This window comes from Nocardia sp. NPDC056000 (assembly GCF_042269265.1).
Lineage (GTDB): Bacteria > Actinomycetota > Actinomycetes > Mycobacteriales > Mycobacteriaceae > Nocardia.
In genome coordinates this window covers 356,183-374,595 of record NZ_JBHJXS010000003.1, presented here as the reverse complement: position 1 = coordinate 374,595, position 18,413 = coordinate 356,183, and the positions used below count along the sequence as shown (strand labels likewise).

The following is an 18,413-nucleotide window of genomic DNA, read 5'->3' as shown; positions in this document are numbered from 1 at the left end:
GTATGTCGGTCACGGACCGGTCCACTGACTCGCGTACGCGCGCAGCGCGATCTTGGCCTGGCGCAGCAGATCCGGATCGCCGTCCGGATCGGAACGGAAGGCTTCCTGCATCACCGCATCTCCCATCAGGTGTGCGGTGCGGCAGGCGGTATCCAGATCGGCGGTGTCCGCGGCGACGCCCTGCGCGATCATGATCTCGCGGAGCGTAACCGCCATTCGGCGTTTATGCTCGCGGTCCGCCGCGCGCGCCGCCTCGGTGAGGTGTCGGCCGAACCAGAGTGCGCGGAATCCGGGCTCACTGCGATACAGGTGCGCGAAGGCATCGATCAGCACATCGGTGGGGTCCGGCCAGGGTGCGGCGCGGGCGAGTTCCAGCAGTGCGGCCATGCGGGATTCGATCATGGCGAGATAGGACCCGGCGAGCGCCTCGATAATGGCGTCGCGATCGGGGAGGTACTGGTAGAGCGAGCCGACCGAAATGCGCGCCTCGGCCGCCACTCTGATCATGGTCAGCGATTCGACGCCCTCGGTCCCAAGTAGTCGATCAGAGACCTCGAGCACCCGGGCCAGTCGCTGCCGACTGCGGGCCTGGCGCGGCACGCGGCGCAGCAGGGCGTCGGGCAGCTCCAGCGAGGCGGACATTTCGGCTCCGAGTTAATGTGAATCGAATTCAGGTTTGGGTAGGGTAGCCGCCATGAGCAGTCCCGCGCCAGCCGAAAGCGCCCGTGTCGCAGCCGCTTCCCGGCGCTTGGCCGAGGAGGGGCTGCTGATCGGCACCGCCGGAAATGTGAGTATGCGCCATGGCGATCTTGTCTCGGTCACCCCCACCGGTGCGGTGCTCGGCGAGATCGACGCGGCCGATATCACCGTGGTCGATCTGGACGGTGGAATCGTGGCGGGAAAATACGCGCCGACCTCGGAACTCGGTCTGCACCTTGATATCTACCGCGCCTATCCGGCACGCGCGATCGTGCATACGCACGCGCCGAAATCGACGGCCGTCGGCTGCGTGCTCGATGAGCTGCCGGTGCTGCACTATCAGCAGCTGGTGCTCGGCGGTGCCACACCGGTCGTGCCCTTCCATCCCTTCGGGACCCCGGAACTCGCGACCGCGGTGCGAGAAGCCCTGCGGGGCAAGCAGTGCGCGCTGCTGGCCAATCACGGCGCGGTAGCGCTCGGCGCGGATCTCGATCAGGCCGTCGAGTACGCGCTGCTGCTGGAGTGGGCGTGCACGCTCTACCTCGACGCCCGGACCATCGGAACGCCGCGCCCGCTGACGGCCGAACAGCAGACCGCCGTCATCGAAGTCGCCTGGCGCACCGGATACGGCACCCGCAAACCGCTCGACGGTCGGCTCGATAGGGATAACAGATGAAGGTCATCACTCTGGGCGCGCACGTCCTGGATATTCTGGTCCGACCGGTCGATGGGATTCCGGAAGGTCAGCAGACCGCGCTGGTACAGGACATTCGCATCACCGCCGCGGGCACGGCCGCCGGAACCGCGCTGACCCTGGCCAAGCTCGGGGCGCAGGTCCGCACCGCAGGAGCCGTCGGCACCGATTCGACCGGGGATTTCCTTGTCTCCCTGCTGAATACGGCGGGAATCGACACCGCGCTCATCGTCCGCAAGTCGGAGCAGCCCACCTCGGCCTCGGTACTGCCCATCCGCCCCAATGGCGAACGCCCGAGCCTGCACCTACTCGGCGCGAATCCCTTTTACACCCTCGACGATGTCGACTGGGATGCGCTGGCGGCCACCGACTTCCTGCACCTGGGCGGTCCCGAACTGCTCGGCGCACCCAATGCGGCGCGAATCCTGCAGCACGCCAAGGACAATGGCGTCACCACCTCCGCCGATCTCATCGCGCCCGGAGCACTGGGCAGCCTCGACGCCATAGCGGCAGCGCTCCCCCACATCGACTACTTCCTGCCCAATGACGAACAGGCGCTCGGCTTCACCGGCGCGTCAACGCTTTCCGCCGCCTGCGAGATCCTGCACGCGACGGGGGCGCGCACCCTGGCGATTACCCAAGGCGCAGCCGGAGCCCTGCTCTCCACCCCCGACGGCACGCACACCATCCCGGCCTTCGCCGTGGACGTGGTCGACACCACCGGCTGCGGCGACGCCTTCTCGGCGGGCTTCCTGCGCGGGCTGGCCCTCGGCCGCGAGCCCACCGCCGCGGCCATCCTCGGCAACGCGGTCGCGGCGCTGGTCGCACAGGGGCTGGGCAGCGATCACGGCGAATTCACACTGACAACCACAGACGCTTTCGCCGCGCAAAACCCGACCGTCGCAGCCCGATAGGCACTGACACGAGCCCGTGATTCCGGTGCGCTTTCCGCCGTAATCACCACGGCATGCCGGTGAGTCTCCGGTGTGAATCCCGGCCACAAACACGCCGGGATGACGCGGGGAAGCGCGCCGGGGCGGATGAGGCATCCTGCGACCCGATGACGAGCGGAGCCGTTCGGTGTGGCCGGTGGTGGCGAGCACTGAAGCCGGGGTCGCGTTCGATGGGCGCGGCTAATAGGCTGGCGCGGTGATTTCCGGGCGGACAGTGGTCGACGGGCGCTTCGAATTGCTCGAACCGCTCGGCAGTGGCGGTATGGGGACGGTGTGGCGGGCCTATGACCTGGCGCTGCATCGGGAGGTGGCGCTCAAGGAGGTGCGGGCGGCCGATCCGGATAAGGCCAGTTCGCCGGGGGTGCAGCGGGAGCGGGTGCTGCGCGAGGCGCGGGCACTGGCGCGGATCGGGCATCCGAATGTGGTTGCCATCCACCATATTGTCGATACGCCCGGTGAAGAGCATCCGTGGATCGTCATGGAGCTCGTGCGCGGGCGCAGCCTGGCCGATCAACTCGATCTGGGTCCGATGCCGCCGGATCGGGCCGCGCAGATCGGGCGCGGAATTCTCGCGGCATTGCGGGCCGCGCACGCGGTGGGGGTGCTGCATCGCGATATCAAGCCCGCGAATGTGCTCATGCGCGAAGACGGTTCGCCGGTGCTCACCGATTTCGGCATCGCCGCGATCAACGGGCTGGAGGGGCTGACCTCCACCGGCAGCGTGGTCGGATCACTGGATTACGTGGCACCGGAACGACTGGGCGGGCAGGAGGGGCATCCGGCCTCGGATCTGTGGTCGCTCGGGCTATTGCTCTACGTCTGCGTCGAGGGCTATCACCCGATGCGCCGGGAGACCTCGGTCGCCACCCTGGCGGCGGTCATGCGCGGTGAGGTCCCGCCGCCGCGCCGCGCGGGCGCGCTCACCCCCGCGCTCCAGGCGGTGCTGGTACCGCAGCCCGATCAGCGGCCCACCTCCGAACAGGTGGATTGGCTGCTGTCCCAGGCGATTACGGCTCCGAACACACCGATGCCGATGCCCGGGCCGCATCAGATGTCCGCGCCGCAGCAACTATCCGTGCCGCACCATATGCCCGGGGTGTCGAGCCCGCATCACCCGCTGGCCACGTCCTCCGGCCAGACCACCTATTCGGGACCGGTACAGCCGCTGGCGTACGGCGGACATCCGAGTCAACCGAGCTATCCGGGGTACGCCGCAGCGCCGGTCTACACGGCACCGACCGCCTCCTCCCCCGGCATCGCGACGGATACCGCCCCCCGATCGCAGCGGCACTGGATCCTCGCCGGAGCCGCGGGTGCGGTCGTGATCGCGCTGATAGTCGTTGCGGCGGTAGCACTTCGGCCCAGCGGATCCGGTAGTGACCCCAATCCGCAGGCGCTGCCGAGCGTGCCCGGCGGCACCAGCATCGTGCGCGGCACGAACGCGGTCCCGCCGATCACGCAAACCAAGGCGAGTACCGGCACCGTCGACCTATTGACCCCGATCGCGGTCCGCCAGGCCATCGCCTCCCTCGAACAGGCAACGGGCGGACAGCTTTTCACCGAAACCACCATCTACCCGGAGTTCATCAACACCGGGGCTCCGGTCAAGGATCGGCCGACGGTGTACGACGAGTACACCTATCGCAATGGCGCGACCACCAGATCCGGTCCGGGCGGTCAGCTCTCCGGTCATCCGACCGTGGCGCTGGGCGGTATCAACTGGGATATTCTCCCGGCGCTGCTGAGCACCGCCCAGGACAAGCTCGCCGTCCCGAACCCCAAGAACCACTACATCATCATTGATCCGGCCTGGACGTTCAACGACAACAAGCCGACCCTGCTGGTGTACTACTCGGACGAGTACAACGGCGGCGGTTATGTCGCGGCCAATGTCGACGGCAGCATCGTGAGCGTCTACAACAGCAAGTAACGCACGCCGCGGTTACGGCATCACCCCGCGCGGCACCACGCGGATGAACGTGATCGAACTGTCCGGCGCGACAGCGGATTCGGGATCCTGGCAGCCGACGGTGACCTCGTCACCGGCCGGCGCGGAGAAGGTCTGCTGTGTCACCCAGGAGGTTTCGCGCACCTGCTCGCGGTACACGCCATCGGGCCTGCGCAGTTCGAGCACGGTCCCATTGCGATCGGTGGCGGTGCAGCGCAGTGCGGTCGCGGTGGCGGGATTCCAGCTCTCCGGGACCTTGATATCCATGACCGCGTCGGCGGGGATCGGCACCGTCTTGGTCTGCCCGATCAGCACGCGGACGCCGCCGCCGCGTTCGGCGTCATCGTCGGCGAGCGGGTCGGCCGTGGGGGTGCCGGTGGCAGCGGCGGTGGTCGTGGTCGATCCGCTCGCCTCGGTCTTGCCGGAATCGCTGCTCGAACAGCCTGCGGCGGCGGCGGTGGCGATCAGCAGGGGCACTGCGGTCCAGACAAGCTTCATGGTCGTCATCCTCTCGTTCGCGGGTCCCCGACAATTTCGTGTAACCGAAAGTATCAGTTAGCTGAATAATTGCCAGTGACCTGCACCATAACGTGAGGACTACCGCAGCAGATTGACAATCTGACGATACGCGGTGCGAGTCGGCGGAGCGAGCTTCGACCAGCTCACCGCGCCACCGGTAGCCAGATGCGCGTCATACGGGATCTCGGTGACCGCGCGGACATACTTTCCGAGGTACTGCCGGATATGTTTGGCATAACCGGGACCATCGGTCGGATTCTGTCGCGTCACCACGATGACCGCCTCGGCCAGGTGATACTCGCTGTAATTGTCATCCAGCCAGATCAGCGCGGGGCGCAAACGGTTCACCGCGTCCGAACGCGCGGCCAGGGTGATCACCAGCGCGATGCGCGAATCCGCGAGCAGCGGCGCGACCATGCGATTGGTCACCGGTGACCCGCCGTCGTACACGGGCAGACAACCCGCATCACACAGACTCCGATGCACCGAGGCATAGCTCTCCCGGCGGGGCAGCGCTTCGGGACCGCGCGGCAGAATGCCGACGCTGGAGGTGTTCTCACCGCAGCTGTCCAGCACCGCCGAGGCCAGCCCGCGGTGGCTCATATTCAGCCAGGATTGCACCGTGCCCGCGGCATCGATTGCGTCGCAACCCCTTCGGGCCAGATCGCCGCCGGTGGCGGTGGCGTCCACCACGATCGGCGAATGCTCGCGATAGTTATAGGAGGCGGCGGTGGCCACCCCGAGCGCGGTGGTGGTGGTCCCCGCGCCGCCGGAACTGCCCAGCACCAGTACGGGCGGCAGATCGGCCCAGAGCAGGAACCCATTGGAGCTGCGCAGGCGCACCACATCGGTGGGGGCGCCGGGCGGAGCCGGGCGCAGCAGTACGGACAGATCGGTGGGGGTGTTGGAGAGCGCGGCGGGGTGATCGGGAAAGCTCAGGGACACTCGAGATTCCTTTGTTCGAGCGGCATCTGTTCGAGCGGTATCGATGAAGTTCTTCGGTTACTGCGCGCATACCCCCTTGCCGCTGCCCAAAAGAGTTGCAGAACAACTCCTTTCAGAGTGGAACGATAGTACATCGATCGAGGTGCCGGGACGATTCGGGGAGGATCTCCGCACCGGCAACCACGCGGCGCGAGCACCGCCGGTAGCAGACCACTCCGGCCGTTATATGCGGGCTACTGTCGCGCAAAAAGGCTGTGGGAGAACGCGGAAAACCCGCGCCGTGTCGAATGACATGGCGTTGTTCACGCTTTCGTGGGGTGTATTGCGGAATACCTTCGAATTAAGTTGTAACCCATTGGATTCGAACTGGACAACCGTATCCTTGTCGCGGGGACGGCTACGGAAGGAACACACCATGTCGCTGATACCCGGCGCCAGTGCAATCGGGCGCGGATTCAACATCCTCGGCACATACAGCACCCGATCGCTGATGCCACAGCAAATCGTGAATCTCGGCCCCGACGCCCGGAACTGGGAATACCCGCCGAGTGGCATCACCTACCAGGTGCCGGAGAACGCCACTCCGATCGAGTACACCAATACGATGGGCTCGTCCTACGTATACAACACGGTCTCGCAGTTCCAGTCGCACTTCTCGCAGAAGGCCGAAGTTCAGGCCTCGTACGGTGCGTTCAGCGCGCAGTTCAATGCCGCTTACAGTAAGACCGTAAATACCGACCAGTCATATTATTACGGCATTTACGAAGCCGATTTCACCGCCTGGGAACTCAATCTCAACCATACGTCCAGCCAATGGCTGAGTGCGGACTTCCGCGATGATCCCGACATCAAGAACCTGCCGAGCACCTTCAACTCCGCCAATCAAGAGCAATTCTTCGCCGTATTCCGCAAGTGGGGAACCCATTTCGTGGGACAGGTGGTGGTCGGCGGCAGCCTGGACTACTACGAGGCGGTGCAGACCATGTACACCTCCAACCAGTCGCAGGTCAGCGCCAATATCGAGCTCGAGTACAAGGCCGTGTTCACCTCCAGCAAGGCCGAATCCCATACGCAGTGGGAAGAACTCACCAAGACCTGGTCGGACAGCCGGCTGGTCACGGTGAACGCGACCGGCGGCGACGCCTCCGCGCTCAACGCACTCACACCCGGCTATGGCGATTCCAAGGTGGGAGTGTTCGACGCGTGGTCCGCGGCGCTGATGAAGAACCCGTCGGTCATCGATTTCAATCTGCGCCCGCTGAACATGCTGTTCTCCGGCAATCAGGCGACGGCGGTGGCCCAGGCGCTGGAGGCCTATACCAATGGCGCGATTCTGACCTATGCCGCAACCGATTACACCCCGCATCGCGCACCCGGCGGCGGCAATGTCAGCACCAGCTGGGGCATCATCACCAATGGCCGGGTCGCGACTCCGGTACCGGAAGTGGATCCGCCGGCCCCGACAGTCATTGCTCCCGGAGAGGTGGCGCCGGTCGGCGGTTATCAACTGGCACTATATGACTCGACAACCTTCGAACCGCTCATGGTGCATCTGTATTACCAGACGTACCAGCCCAATTCACTCACTCCGGATCCGGCCATCTACAAGGCCATGATGAAGGATCTGAATGGGGTGAAGAACACCGGCTACATCGCCGCGGTGACCGGCTTCGGCATCGATCTGCTGAACTATCCCTCGCAGGATTTCCAGCATTGGCTGTTGAGCATCGGCGCGACCATGCAGGGGTGGAAGAAATTCGTCGGCTATCCGGATAAGGGCGGCTCGGCCTGCTACACGGTGGTCGGCAGGCAGGGTTCGGCACCCGGTTTGGCACTGGAAATCCTACAGGCCGTCTACTCACCCAACACCTGGTTGGCAGAGCCGTACTACTTCAATATGAATGCCTCGGTCGTCGGCCTGACCTATGCGCGCTCGGCTACCGCCGCAACCAAGAACCACGCGATCGGTTCGGTGGCGAAGTCACTCGAGCCCGAACAGCCCCATAAGCCACAGCAGCCCACAAAGCCGCACAAGCCCGAGGATCACGGTTCGCATCACCACAAGTAGGTAAACGGCGCACCAATTCTCGATGCCCTCCCGCACACGAATGCGGGAGGGCATCGATCACGCCTCAGAGAATGGCGATCGGCGCGACCGGAGCGCCGGTGCCGCCGACGAACGGTTCCGGTGTGGCCGAGAGCAGGAATTCATAGCGCTGCTCCTCGGCGCAGACCCGGGACAGTTCCTCCAGATTCCAGTTCTGGCCCTGCAGCATGCCCATCTCCACCAGATGCAGCGCGTGCACCGGCAGCCATAGATTCTCGATCTCGGGCGGGAAGATCTCGAAGGTCAGCGTGTCATTGGCCACGGCCGCGACATCGCGGGCATGAAACCATTCCGGACAGCGCACCGACAGGCCCGGTGACGGAACGCCGTAACCGTGCCGGTCACCGGCCAGGAAGAGCCGGATCTGACCGGTGCGCACCAGCACCAGATCACCCGCGCGCACCCGCACCCGGCCGTATTCCTCGGCCAGTTCGAGGTCCTCGGGGGTGACCGCGTGGTCCGCGGGCAGGCGTTCGAGCCCCAGCGCCCCGGCCACATCCAGCAGCACGCCGCGCGAGACGATATGGCGCACCTTGTCTATGGCGCTGTACGTCGCGCCGCCATGCGCGGTGATGCTGTCGGCGGGGCGGTTGTTGTAGATGCGCCCGTTGTACGACACGTGCGGTAAAGCGTCCCAATGGGTCCCGGCCTGCAATGCCATGGTGACCACGTCATCGCTGGTGGCAACGGTGTCGGGACCGAACATCTCCCAGTTGATCGCGATCATGCTGTGCAGCGGGTTGACTCGGCCCCGGATCATGCCGGTCTGAATGCCCTGCTGGCTCAGCGGTACCGCCAGGGCGACGCGCCGCCCGCTGCGTACCGTGGCCGCGGCGGCGCGCACCACATTGTCGGTGATGAGGTTGAGCGTGCCGATCTGATCGTCGGAACCCCAACGGCCCCAATTGTTCACGCGTTTGGCGAGGGCGAGGAATTCGGGTGGGAAAGCCATACCGGGGTAACTTACCCACCGCACTCCGGCGATCCGCACACACCAGACAATCCACACGCCTAGTACCGTGGACCATTGGTCACCGTGGAGTTCGCCCGCTGGTAACCCTCGTGTGAAACAACAGACGCACAAGCGCTGGGCAGTTCTATGAGAGGTGGGCACGACGCCATGCAGCAGTCCCCGGTCGATACGGCGATGGGCGCCAGCCCGTTGCTGCGGGCCACATTGGCGCCACCTGTGCGGACGCTGGTCGAGTTGCTGGCCGCCACCGCGGCCGAGTTCCCCGAGGCCGCCGCCATCGACGACGGCGAGGCGATTCTCAGCTATTCGGAGTTGCTGACCGAGATCGATCACGAGGTCGGCCGCCTGGCCGCGGCGGGTGTGCGCGCCGGTGATCGCGTGGGCGTGCGCATGCCGTCCGGCACCCGGGCGCTCTACATCACCATTCTCGCGGTGCTGCACGCCGGTGCGGCATACGTCCCGGTGGACGCCGACGATCCGGACGAACGTGCGCGGCTGGTCTTCGGCGAGGCGAAGGTGAGCGCCATCGTCACCGGCGACGGCATCGAAAGCACCGGCGCGACAACGGAATCGGCGGAAGGATCGGCCGCGCCGGGGTCGACCGCGCATCCCACCCCGGACGATGACGCCTGGATCATCTTCACCTCCGGCTCGACCGGAACCCCCAAAGGCGTTGCGGTGACCCATCGCAACGCCGCCGCCTTCGTCGACGCCGAGGCCCGGTTGTTCCTGCAGGGCGAGCCCATCGCCCCGGGTGATCGGGTGCTGGCCGGGCTCTCGGTCGCCTTCGACGCCTCCTGCGAGGAGATGTGGCTGGCGTGGCGGCACGGGGCCTGCCTGGTGCCCGCACCGCGCGCGCTGGTGCGGACCGGTGCGGATCTGGGTCCGTGGCTGGTGCGCCGGGAGATCAGCATCGTCTCCACCGTGCCGACGCTGGCCGCCACCTGGCCCGCCGAGGCGCTGGATTCGGTGCGCCTGCTCATCTTCGGCGGTGAGGCGGTACCGCCGGAATTGGCCGAGCGGCTCGCGGGCACGGCCGATCGTGAGGTGTGGAACACCTACGGCCCCACCGAGGCGACCGTGGTGGCGTGCGCGGCCCTGCTGAACGGCGACTGGCCGGTGCGCATCGGCCTGCCGCTGGACGGCTGGGATCTGACCGTCATCGACGCCGCCGGAAATCCGGTGGCCGAGGGCGAATCCGGTGAGCTGGTCATCGGCGGCGTCGGCCTGGCCCGCTATCTGGACCCGGCCAAGGATGCGGAGAAGTACGCGCCGCTGGAGTCCGTCGGCTGGGAACGCGCCTATCGCAGTGGCGATCTGGTGCGCAATGACAGTGCCGGACTGGTGTTCCTGGGCCGCGCCGACGATCAGATCAAACTCGGCGGGCGGCGCATCGAACTCGGTGAGATCGATAACGCGCTGCAGCATCTGCCCGGTGTGACCGGCGGTGCGGCCGCGATTCGAACCACCAAGGCGGGCAATAAGATTCTGGTCGGATATCTGACCGGACCGGGCGCGGACTACGACGTCAAGGCCGCTCGCGCCATTCTCGCCGAACAGCTACCCGCGCCACTGGTGCCCCGGCTCGCGGTGGTGGCGGATATGCCCACCCGCACGTCGGGCAAGGTCGATCGCGATGCGCTGCCCTGGCCGCTGCCCAAGGTGACCGAGGTCGACCCGGGACTCACCCCGACCGAACAATGGGTTGCGGGACTGTGGGATTCGATCCTCGGCGCGGAGGTCACCGATCCCAATGCCGACTTCTTCGATCTCGGCGGCGGTTCGCTCGCGGCCGCACAGCTGGTGACCGGATTGCGCGAACGGCATCCGCAGATCACCGTCGCCGATCTCTACGATCAGCCCCGGCTCGGCGCGCTCGCCGCGATGCTGGACGCCCGGGCTCCGGTCGCGGCGGTGCAGGACCGGGTGGTCGCACCGGTGCCACTGCCCGCGCAGCTGTTCCAGGTACTGGCCACCATCCCGCTCACCACACTGACCGGATTGCAGTGGCTGACCTGGCTGGCCATCGTCGGCAATATCGCGTCCTGGAACGGGTCGCTGCCTTGGCTGCCGCATCTGTCATGGTGGTGGGCGCTGATCGCCTTCCTGCTTTTCATCTCGCCGCCCGGCCGAATGGCACTGTGCGTGGCCGGTTCCCGGCTGCTGTTGAGCAATGTGCAGCCGGGTGACTATCCGCGCGGCGGACTGGTACATCTGCGGCTGTGGACGGCCGTGCGGCTGTCCGAGGCCAGCGGTGCCGAGAACCTGTCCGGCGCACCGTGGATGGTGCCGTTCGCGCGCGCCCTGGGCTCGCGCATCGGCAAGGGCGTCGATCTGCACACCCTGCCGCCGGTGACCGGCATGCTCGAACTCGGTGACGGATGCAGTGTGGAACCCGAGGTCGATCTGTCGGGGTACTGGATCGACGGCGATACGGTGCATATCGGCCCGATCACCATCGGGCCGGGCGCGGTGGTCGGCGCGCGCTCGATTCTGCTGCCCGGCACCAGGATCGGCCGCAATGCCGAGATCGCACCGGGTTCGGCGGTCTCCGGACGGGTCAAGGCCGAACAGGCCTGGGCCGGATCACCGGCGGTGAAAGTCGGTAAGGCACAGCACGGCTGGCCCGACAACACGCCCGCGCGGGCGTCGCACTGGGTCGCCGTCTTCGGTATCACCTCGATGGCGCTGGCGGCGGTGCCGATCCTGGCGCTGGGCACCGGCGGCGCGTTCATCGCCTGGTGGATTCGCGATACCACCACGCTCACAGCGGGACTCGGGCGCGCGTTCGCCATCCTGCCGGTCGCGGCACTGCTGTGCCTGGGCGTGTACGCCGCGGTGACTATCATCGCGGTGCGACTGTTCAGCATCGGCCTCACCGCCGGATATCACCCGGTGCGCAGCCGGGTGGGCTGGCAGGCGTGGTCCACCGAACGACTGCTCGATTCGGCGCGCACCTTCCTTTTCCCGCTCTACGCAAGCCTTTTGACCCCGGTGTGGCTGCGGCTGCTCGGCGCGAAGGTCGGTAAGCACGTGGAAGCCTCGACGGTGCTGTTGCTGCCCAAGTTCACCACGGTCGCCGACGGCGCGTTCCTGGCCGATGACACCATGATCGCCAGCTACGAACTCGGCGGCGGCTGGCTGCATATCGGTGAGGCCAAGGTCGGCAAGCGCGCCTTCCTCGGCAATTCCGGAATGACCGCGCCGGGCCGCCGGGTGCCCAAGAACGGACTCGTCGCGGTGCTCTCGGCCGCGCCGTCCAAGGCCAAGGCCGGTTCCTCGTGGCTGGGCAGTCCGCCGGTACGCCTGCGTCGCACCGCCGGAACCTCCGATACCGCACGCACTTTCGATCCGTCCTGGCGACTGCGGGTGGCGCGCGGCATCGTCGAGACCTGCCGCCTGATACCGGTGCTGGTGACCTTCGCCATCGGGCTGGGCGTGCTGTTCACCCTGGCCTGGCTCGCCCAGCAGATCGGGCATCTGGGCACCGCGCTGCTGAGCGGGCTGGTGCTGCTGGCCGCCGGTGCGGTGGCGGGTGTTGTCTCGGTCATCGCCAAATGGTTGCTGGTCGGGCGGATCGGCACCGAGGAGCATCCGCTGTGGAGCTCGTTCGTATGGCGCAATGAAGTCGCGGACACATTCGTGGAACATGTTGCCGCACCGTGGTTCGCGCGCGCCGCAACGGGTACGCCGGTACTGAATCTGTGGCTGCGCGGACTCGGCGCGAAGATCGGGCGCGGGGTATGGTGCGAGTCCTATTGGCTTCCGGAGGCTGACCTGGTGACTCTCGGTGATGGTGCGACCGTCGAGCGCGGCTGTGTGGTGCAGACCCATCTGTTCCACGATCGAATCATGGCCATGGACACCGTAACCCTGGGCGCGGGAGCGACTTTGGGCCCGCACTGTGTGGCGCTGCCCGCGTCCGGCATCGGGGCGGGCGCGACCGTCGGCCCCGCATCGCTGGTGATGCGCGGTGACACCGTGCCGCCGTCCACGAGATGGTGGGGCAACCCCATCGCACCGTGGCCGCACACCGGAGCGGCCGAGTGATGCCCGGCAAGTTCGCCGATGAGCCCATCGATGATTACCTGCCGCAGAACGGTAATCGCGGTTACCGGGTGTCCAGGTATGAGCTGGAGCTGGTCTACAAGGTAGCCAGCAACCGGCTCAGCGGGCGCGCGGAGATCACCGCGGTCACCACCGAGGTGCGCGAGCGGTTCGCACTGGACCTGTCGCAGGCGCTGGCCGTGTCGAAGGTGTTCGTCAATGGCACTCGGGCCGCGAAATACGCGCACCAGCAAGGCAAATTGGTGATCACGCCCGCGCAGCGGATTCCCGCCGGGGGCGTGCTGGCGCTGGTGATCCAGTACACCGGTGTGCCCAAACCGGTGCGCGGGCCGTGGGGTGAGGTCGGCTGGGAGGAGCTCACCGAGGGCGCGCTGGTGGCCAGTCAGCCCAATGGCGCGGCGTCCTGGTACCCGTGTGACGATCATCCGAGTTCCAAAGCGTCCTACCGGATTTCGATCACCACCGACACCCCGTACTACGCCCTGGCCAATGGCACCCTGATGCGCAAGCAGACCAAGGCCAGTCAGACCACCTGGGTGTACGAGCAGACCGAGCCGATGGCCACCTATCTGGCCACCATTCAGATCGGGCCGTATCGCAAACATCGGCTGGAGGCCCCGCGCGGCGCGGTCCCCATGCAGGCGGTGCTGCCGGTCCGGCTGCGCGCCGCCTTCGATCATGATTTCGCGCGGCAGCCGCATATGATGGAGGTCTTCACCGACCGGTTCGGCCCGTACCCGTTCGACGGGTACACCGTCGTCATCACCGATGACGAACTGGAGATCCCGATCGAGGCGCAGGGCATCTCGATCTTCGGCGCGAACCACTGCGACGGCCACCGCGGCTCGGAACGCCTTGTCGCGCACGAACTCGCGCACCAGTGGTTCGGCAACAGCCTCACCCTGCGCCAATGGCGCGATATCTGGCTGCACGAGGGTTTCGCCTGTTATGCCGAATGGATCTGGTCCGAGGCGTCGGGCGGGCAGAGTGCGGACCAGCTGGCCCGCTCGGCCCACCATATGCTCTCGCGGCATCCGCAGGACATCCTGATCGGCGATCCGGGCCCCACCCGCATGTTCGACGATCGGGTCTACAAGCGCGGGGCCCTCGCCCTGCACGCGCTGCGCCTGCACCTTGGCGATCCGAAGTTCTTCAACCTGCTGCGCGAGTGGACCACCCGCTATCGGCACTCATCGGTCACCACCGACGAATTCACCGATCTGGCAGGCCATTACAGCTCAACCCCGCTGCGACCGCTGTGGGACGGCTGGCTCTACAGCCTGCCGCTCCCCCATCTGCCGCCGCCCCGGGTGCTGAGCGCGTAACCCCGCGTCTACGCGCTCAGAGCCTCCGGGTCGCGGAAAGCGCCGCCGCTCAGTCCTTTTCGGTGGGGTCGATGCGGCGGCGGGCCAGCTGGGTGATGCCGTTGTAGCCGTAGCTCTCGCCGTCGAGTTCGTAGAGGGCCACGTAGGCCGCGCCGGGCAGTGCGCCCAGGCGGGTGTTCAGCGCGTCGTAGGCGTGGTCGATGAAGGCGGCCTTCTCCTGGGATGTGTTGGTGCCCGCGGTGATACTGACCTCGAGGTGAGCGCCGGTGACTCCGGTGAGCCTGCTCGCGCCAACGAACCAGCGGTCGGCCGGGACCAGGTTCAGGTGCACGACGGTGACCTCGGGCTCCTTCAGGAGATCCTTCTCCAGGAGAGCGGTGATATCCGCGGCCAGAGCCGCCTGGGTGTCCGGTGCGAGCTCCGGATCGGCAATGGTGATGCGCACGAACGGCATTGGTACGACTCCTGCTCCAAGGGGTGGGCCTTCGAATCTAGAACGATTCGAAGGCCGAACCCGGGCGCAGAACACGCCAGGATGCGGTCCCGGTGCGCCAACCGGCCGAATCGCTCAGCGGCGCTGATAGGCCAGGCTCTGCGCGGCGACCAGATCGACCAGATCCTGCTGTGCGAGATTGGTATCGAGTAGATGGGTACCCCAGGTCTGATCCGGGACCGCGGGCACCAGTCCCGCGCCGGGGCCTTCGACCAGTAGGACGTGCGGGCCGTCACCGGTGGTGCACCGTGCGTGCAGGGTATCGAATTCACGGCCCGCGACCACCGCGTGTATCGGGGCATCGGCGTTGTCCCGCAGGGACGCCGGGTTCGTGCAGAGCACCTCGTAGCCGGGGCCGTAGGGCAGGGTGCCGCGCACATCGGAGACGTCCGGTGTCGCGGGTGAGCGGCCGAAGCGAGTATTCGCCGGGGGCGTGCGCGTGAACGACGAGTAGGCGATGACGCAGCCGGTTTGCGCCACCTCGGTGCACGCCGGAACGGTCGGGAAGTCTCCGCCCGTCGTCGAGCCCTTGGCGACCAGGACGTCACCGCCGATCAGCAGGGCCGAAACCAATTGCGACCGCACCGGTTTCCCGTCGATCTCATTGCGAATCAGGGAGCGCAGCATGCGAGTGCCCTGCGAATGGCCGATGAGCACGACGCCGCGGCCGCCATTGTGGTTGGCCAGGTAGTCGTTCCACGCGTTCACCACGTCGTGATACGCGAGATCCCGTGCGGCGGCGACGCCTTCGGCGGGCGGATTGAACAGCGCTTTCAGCGTCACCTGGCGGTACACCGGAGCCCACACATCGCAGTCGGCGTCGAAGGGTCCGGCCTGCATGCCCGCGACCGTCCGCAACTCCGCCGAGGTGGCGAAGTCCGCGTTCGTCGACTGTTCGAGCGAGGCGGTCGGATAGACGTAGAAGCAGTCGATCGGCGCGCCCGAGCGACCGCCGCACGGATCGCCCGCCTGCCCGGGACGGCACAGCCAGGTGGTGCCGGAATCGGCCGAAGCGGGCGGGGCGGCGACCAGGAAGGCCGAGACGAGGGTGAGGATCGCACCGCTCAGGACGGACGCTACGGCGGGGATGCGCATTTCAACACCAAACCCCTTGCCGCCCTTGTTGGCAAGTACCGCCGATTGATACATAATCACCGTTATGCCAAAACAGGTCGATGTGGTGGAACAGCGCCGGACCATCGCCGCCGCGGCGGTCTCGGTGATCGGAGCCGCCGGGATCGACGGGACGCGATTACGCGATGTGGCCGCCGCCGCGAATGTCACCACGGGCGCGGTCACGCACTATTTCGACGGTAAGGACGCGGTGCTCGAGGCCGCGCTCGAAGAGGTGGTGCGGCGGGTGCTCGAACGACCCGAGACCGACTCCCCCGCCGATGTCCGGGCCTGCATCGACATCTCCGCGAGCTATCTGCCCCTGACCGCCGAGAGCCTCGGCGAATGGCGGGTGTGGCTGGCCTTCTGGGCGCGGGCCATGACCGATGAGCGATTGCGCGCGGTGCATCGGCGGTACTACACCGCGATCGTCGAGCGCATCGCAGACCGGGTCTCGACGCTGCGGACGACGCCGCCGACTCGCGCGGAGGCGATCGCCTGTGCGGACGCGGTGCTCGCGGCCGTCGACGGCGTCGGGTGCCGGACCGTGCTGGAGCCCGAGGTCTGGCCCGCCGAGCGTCAGCGACAAGCGCTTTCGATGCTGCTTCTACCCATGCTCACCGCGTTCGCGGCAGGAAATCAGGAGTTCTGAAATGCCTCAGCAGGATATGTCCGCCGATGATGCGCTGGCGGACTTCACCATTCGTGAGATCACCCTCGAAAACGTCAGCAAGCGGGTCTATCTCGCGGGAACCGGCCCGGCGGTAATCGTGATGACCGAGATGCCGGGCATCAGCCCGCATGTGGCGCGTTTCGCGCGCTGGGTACGCGATGCCGGATTCACGGTGTACATGCCGTCGCTGTTCGGCCGCGACGGTGTGGTCGCGAGCGCGGACGAGGGCATGCGGGTCTTCCGCAAGGCCTGTGTCAGTGCGGAATTCCGCGCTTTCGCCGCCGGCGAATCCAGTCCGGTCACCGTCTGGTTGCGCGCACTGGCGCGGTTGGCGCATGCGGAGTCCGGCGGTCCCGGCGTCGGTGCGATCGGTATGTGCTTCACCGGGAATTTCGCGCTCACCATGATGCTGGAGCCGTCCGTACTCGCGCCGGTGCTGTCCCAGCCCACGCTGCCGATGAACGATCCGGCCGGATTGGAGATCGCGCCCGATGAGCTCGTGGCGGTGCGGGATCGGCTCGAGCGCGATGACCTCACCGTGCTGGCGTATCGCTTCGCGGGCGATAAGTTCTGCCGCGCACAGCGTTTCGCGGCCTATCAGGACGCGCTCGGCGATCGGTTCGTCGGCCGGGTGCTACCCGACGAAGCCGCGAATACCGATACGGCCCCGTTCTTTTCGGTGCACGTCGACAGTCCGCACAGCGTTGTCACCGCCCACCTGATCGATGAGGCCGGACAGCCCACCATCGCCGCCCGCGATGAGATTCTCGCCTTCTTCAGGGAGCGGCTCACCGTGGGTGCGGCGATGCGGTCCGGACGGACCTAGTTGGCGACCGGTTCGCGAGCGGCCATGGTCCGCCCGGTGAGCTCCACCGAGTGGACGCGGTCTTCGATCTTCGTGGCGTGGTGGGCGAGGATGAGTTCGTCCGCGCCGATTCCGGCGGCGAAATCCTCCAGTCCGGCAACGACTTCGACGGGTGTGCCCGCGAACGTGTAGGTGGTCATCTTGGCCAGGTGTGAACCATTGGGCGTGCTCAGGAACAGATCGATCTCCTCATCGGAGAACTCCTGCGCGGCCGCACCACGCTGGAGCATGCCGCGCGCCCGCGCGCGGTAGGCGATCTGCTTCTGTTCCTGGGCCTGTTCGTGATCGTCGGCGGCGAAGACGTTCGCCGCCGCCATCACATACGGTTCGGCGAGCTGCTCGGACGGCTTGAAACCCTCCCGGTACGCCTCGACGGCCTGGTACAGCGCGTCCGGCGCGAAATGCGAGGCGAAGGCGTAGGGCAGGCCCAGATGCGCGGCCAATTGCGCACCGAACAGCGAGGAGCCCAGAATGTACAGCGGCACAATGCCTTCCGCGCGCGGTACGGCGTTGATGCCCGGAATGCGCGAATTGCCGGACAGGTAGCCCTGCAACTCCAGCACATCCTGCGGGAAGGTGTCGGCGGAGGACGGATTGCGGCGCAGCGCCCGCATGGTGGCCTGATCACTGCCGGGCGCACGGCCCAAACCGAGGTCGATGCGCCCCGGGAACAGCGATTCCAGGGTCCCGAACTGCTCGGCGATCACCAGCGGCGAATGATTCGGCAGCATGATCCCGCCCGCGCCGAGCCGAATGCTCTCGGTCTGGGTGGCCACATGCCCGATCAGCACGCTGGTCGCGCTCGACGCGATGGACTTCATATTGTGGTGCTCGGCGTACCAGACCCGGCGATGTCCACTGCGTTCCGCGGCCTGGGCCAGCTGCACGCTGTTGCCGAAACTGTCACGCGCGGTCTGACCGGGCGCGATAACCGCCAGGTCGAGGAGGGACAGTGCGACGGGCATCGGGGCCGCCTTTCTGATTCGGAAATATCGGCAGCGCGACGCAAAGTCCGCGCGCATACCTTTCCTTCAATTC

15 protein-coding genes are annotated in these 18,413 nt (G+C 66.7%); 8 read left to right on the top strand and 7 right to left on the bottom strand.

Annotated features, from left to right (window positions below; genetic code table 11):
• Positions 1-9: 9 nt before the first annotated feature.
• Entirely contained in the window at positions 10-642 is a 633-nt protein-coding gene (locus tag ACFC4D_RS10320) for a TetR family transcriptional regulator (RefSeq protein ID WP_375952832.1), read from the bottom strand.
• A gap of 52 nt (positions 643-694) precedes the next feature.
• Between ACFC4D_RS10320 and ACFC4D_RS10315 the strand changes: the two genes are divergently transcribed.
• The 3 genes from ACFC4D_RS10315 to ACFC4D_RS10305 all read left to right on the top strand — a co-directional run bounded on the left by ACFC4D_RS10315 (position 695) and on the right by ACFC4D_RS10305 (position 4,276).
• Positions 695-1,375 carry a class II aldolase/adducin family protein gene (locus ACFC4D_RS10315; protein WP_376062483.1) on the top strand — a complete coding sequence of 227 codons (681 nt, stop codon included), beginning with the start codon at positions 695-697 and terminating at the stop codon, positions 1,373-1,375.
• Positions 1,372-2,307, top strand: coding sequence for a carbohydrate kinase family protein (locus ACFC4D_RS10310; protein ID WP_376062482.1), 936 nt, complete (start codon positions 1,372-1,374; stop codon positions 2,305-2,307). The genes ACFC4D_RS10315 and ACFC4D_RS10310 overlap by 4 nt, the downstream gene beginning before the upstream one ends.
• A gap of 235 nt (positions 2,308-2,542) precedes the next feature.
• Positions 2,543-4,276 carry a protein kinase gene (locus ACFC4D_RS10305; RefSeq protein WP_376062481.1) on the top strand — a complete coding sequence of 578 codons (1,734 nt, stop codon included), beginning with the start codon at positions 2,543-2,545 and terminating at the stop codon, positions 4,274-4,276.
• A gap of 12 nt (positions 4,277-4,288) precedes the next feature.
• Here ACFC4D_RS10305 and ACFC4D_RS10300 read toward each other — a convergent pair whose 3' ends face one another.
• Both ACFC4D_RS10300 and ACFC4D_RS10295 read right to left on the bottom strand, forming a co-directional pair.
• Entirely contained in the window at positions 4,289-4,792 is a 504-nt protein-coding gene (locus ACFC4D_RS10300) for a hypothetical protein (protein WP_376062480.1), read from the bottom strand.
• Between the two features lie 99 nt (positions 4,793-4,891).
• Positions 4,892-5,758 carry a hypothetical protein gene (locus tag ACFC4D_RS10295; protein WP_364635390.1) on the bottom strand — a complete coding sequence of 289 codons (867 nt, stop codon included), beginning with the start codon at positions 5,756-5,758 and terminating at the stop codon, positions 4,892-4,894.
• A 43-nt stretch (positions 5,759-5,801) separates the two neighbouring features.
• On the opposite strand from ACFC4D_RS10295, the gene ACFC4D_RS10290 reads away from it, so the two are divergent.
• Positions 5,802-7,826, top strand: a complete 2,025-nt coding sequence (locus tag ACFC4D_RS10290; RefSeq protein WP_376062479.1) for an MAC/perforin domain-containing protein — start codon at positions 5,802-5,804, stop codon at positions 7,824-7,826.
• Between the two features lie 64 nt (positions 7,827-7,890).
• Here ACFC4D_RS10290 and ACFC4D_RS10285 read toward each other — a convergent pair whose 3' ends face one another.
• A complete protein-coding gene (locus ACFC4D_RS10285) occupies positions 7,891-8,817 on the bottom strand; it encodes a cyclase family protein (RefSeq protein ID WP_375952849.1) in 927 nt (308 codons plus the stop codon).
• Between the two features lie 168 nt (positions 8,818-8,985).
• On the opposite strand from ACFC4D_RS10285, the gene ACFC4D_RS10280 reads away from it, so the two are divergent.
• A complete protein-coding gene (locus tag ACFC4D_RS10280) occupies positions 8,986-12,888 on the top strand; it encodes a Pls/PosA family non-ribosomal peptide synthetase (RefSeq protein ID WP_376062478.1) in 3,903 nt (1,300 codons plus the stop codon).
• Positions 12,888-14,231, top strand: coding sequence for a M1 family metallopeptidase (locus tag ACFC4D_RS10275; RefSeq protein ID WP_376062477.1), 1,344 nt, complete (start codon positions 12,888-12,890; stop codon positions 14,229-14,231). Before ACFC4D_RS10280 ends, ACFC4D_RS10275 begins: the two co-directional genes overlap by 1 nt.
• 49 nt (positions 14,232-14,280) lie before the next feature.
• On the opposite strand, the gene ACFC4D_RS10270 is transcribed toward ACFC4D_RS10275, so the two are convergent.
• Both ACFC4D_RS10270 and ACFC4D_RS10265 read right to left on the bottom strand, forming a co-directional pair.
• Complete coding sequence (locus tag ACFC4D_RS10270) at positions 14,281-14,685, bottom strand: hypothetical protein (RefSeq protein WP_364635405.1); 405 nt, start codon at positions 14,683-14,685, stop codon at positions 14,281-14,283.
• Positions 14,686-14,799: 114 nt separating this feature from the next.
• The gene (locus ACFC4D_RS10265; RefSeq protein ID WP_376062476.1) at positions 14,800-15,819 is read right to left on the bottom strand and encodes a DUF3089 domain-containing protein; all 1,020 of its coding nucleotides are present in this window, start codon (positions 15,817-15,819) and stop codon (positions 14,800-14,802) included.
• A gap of 64 nt (positions 15,820-15,883) precedes the next feature.
• Here ACFC4D_RS10265 and ACFC4D_RS10260 point away from each other — a divergent pair, with 64 nt between their 5' ends.
• Complete coding sequence (locus ACFC4D_RS10260; protein WP_376062475.1) at positions 15,884-16,489, top strand: TetR/AcrR family transcriptional regulator; 606 nt, start codon at positions 15,884-15,886, stop codon at positions 16,487-16,489.
• Between the two features lies 1 nt (position 16,490).
• A complete protein-coding gene (locus ACFC4D_RS10255; RefSeq protein ID WP_376062474.1) occupies positions 16,491-17,336 on the top strand; it encodes a dienelactone hydrolase family protein in 846 nt (281 codons plus the stop codon).
• Here the strand turns inward: ACFC4D_RS10255 and ACFC4D_RS10250 are convergent.
• Complete coding sequence (locus tag ACFC4D_RS10250) at positions 17,333-18,340, bottom strand: LLM class flavin-dependent oxidoreductase (RefSeq protein ID WP_364635417.1); 1,008 nt, start codon at positions 18,338-18,340, stop codon at positions 17,333-17,335. The two genes, ACFC4D_RS10255 and ACFC4D_RS10250, sit on opposite strands and share 4 nt — an antisense overlap.
• Positions 18,341-18,413 lie beyond the last annotated feature (73 nt).

Bases quoted from the DNA above. Each gene is read 5' to 3' on its own strand.
- ACFC4D_RS10250 (WP_364635417.1), bottom strand. From the start codon at position 18,340: ATGCCCGTCGCACTGTCCCTCCTCGACCTGGCGGTTATCGCGCCCGGT.
- ACFC4D_RS10290 (WP_376062479.1), top strand. From the start codon at position 5,802: ATGAAGTTCTTCGGTTACTGCGCGCATACCCCCTTGCCGCTGCCCAAA.
- ACFC4D_RS10320 (WP_375952832.1), bottom strand. From the start codon at position 642: ATGTCCGCCTCGCTGGAGCTGCCCGACGCCCTGCTGCGCCGCGTGCCG.
- ACFC4D_RS10270 (WP_364635405.1), bottom strand. From the start codon at position 14,685: ATGCCGTTCGTGCGCATCACCATTGCCGATCCGGAGCTCGCACCGGAC.
- ACFC4D_RS10300 (WP_376062480.1), bottom strand. From the start codon at position 4,792: ATGAAGCTTGTCTGGACCGCAGTGCCCCTGCTGATCGCCACCGCCGCC.
- ACFC4D_RS10265 (WP_376062476.1), bottom strand. From the start codon at position 15,819: ATGCGCATCCCCGCCGTAGCGTCCGTCCTGAGCGGTGCGATCCTCACC.
- ACFC4D_RS10275 (WP_376062477.1), top strand. From the start codon at position 12,888: ATGCCCGGCAAGTTCGCCGATGAGCCCATCGATGATTACCTGCCGCAG.
- ACFC4D_RS10280 (WP_376062478.1), top strand. From the start codon at position 8,986: ATGCAGCAGTCCCCGGTCGATACGGCGATGGGCGCCAGCCCGTTGCTG.
- ACFC4D_RS10315 (WP_376062483.1), top strand. From the start codon at position 695: ATGAGCAGTCCCGCGCCAGCCGAAAGCGCCCGTGTCGCAGCCGCTTCC.
- ACFC4D_RS10285 (WP_375952849.1), bottom strand. From the start codon at position 8,817: ATGGCTTTCCCACCCGAATTCCTCGCCCTCGCCAAACGCGTGAACAAT.
- ACFC4D_RS10255 (WP_376062474.1), top strand. From the start codon at position 16,491: ATGCCTCAGCAGGATATGTCCGCCGATGATGCGCTGGCGGACTTCACC.
- ACFC4D_RS10310 (WP_376062482.1), top strand. From the start codon at position 1,372: ATGAAGGTCATCACTCTGGGCGCGCACGTCCTGGATATTCTGGTCCGA.
- ACFC4D_RS10260 (WP_376062475.1), top strand. From the start codon at position 15,884: ATGCCAAAACAGGTCGATGTGGTGGAACAGCGCCGGACCATCGCCGCC.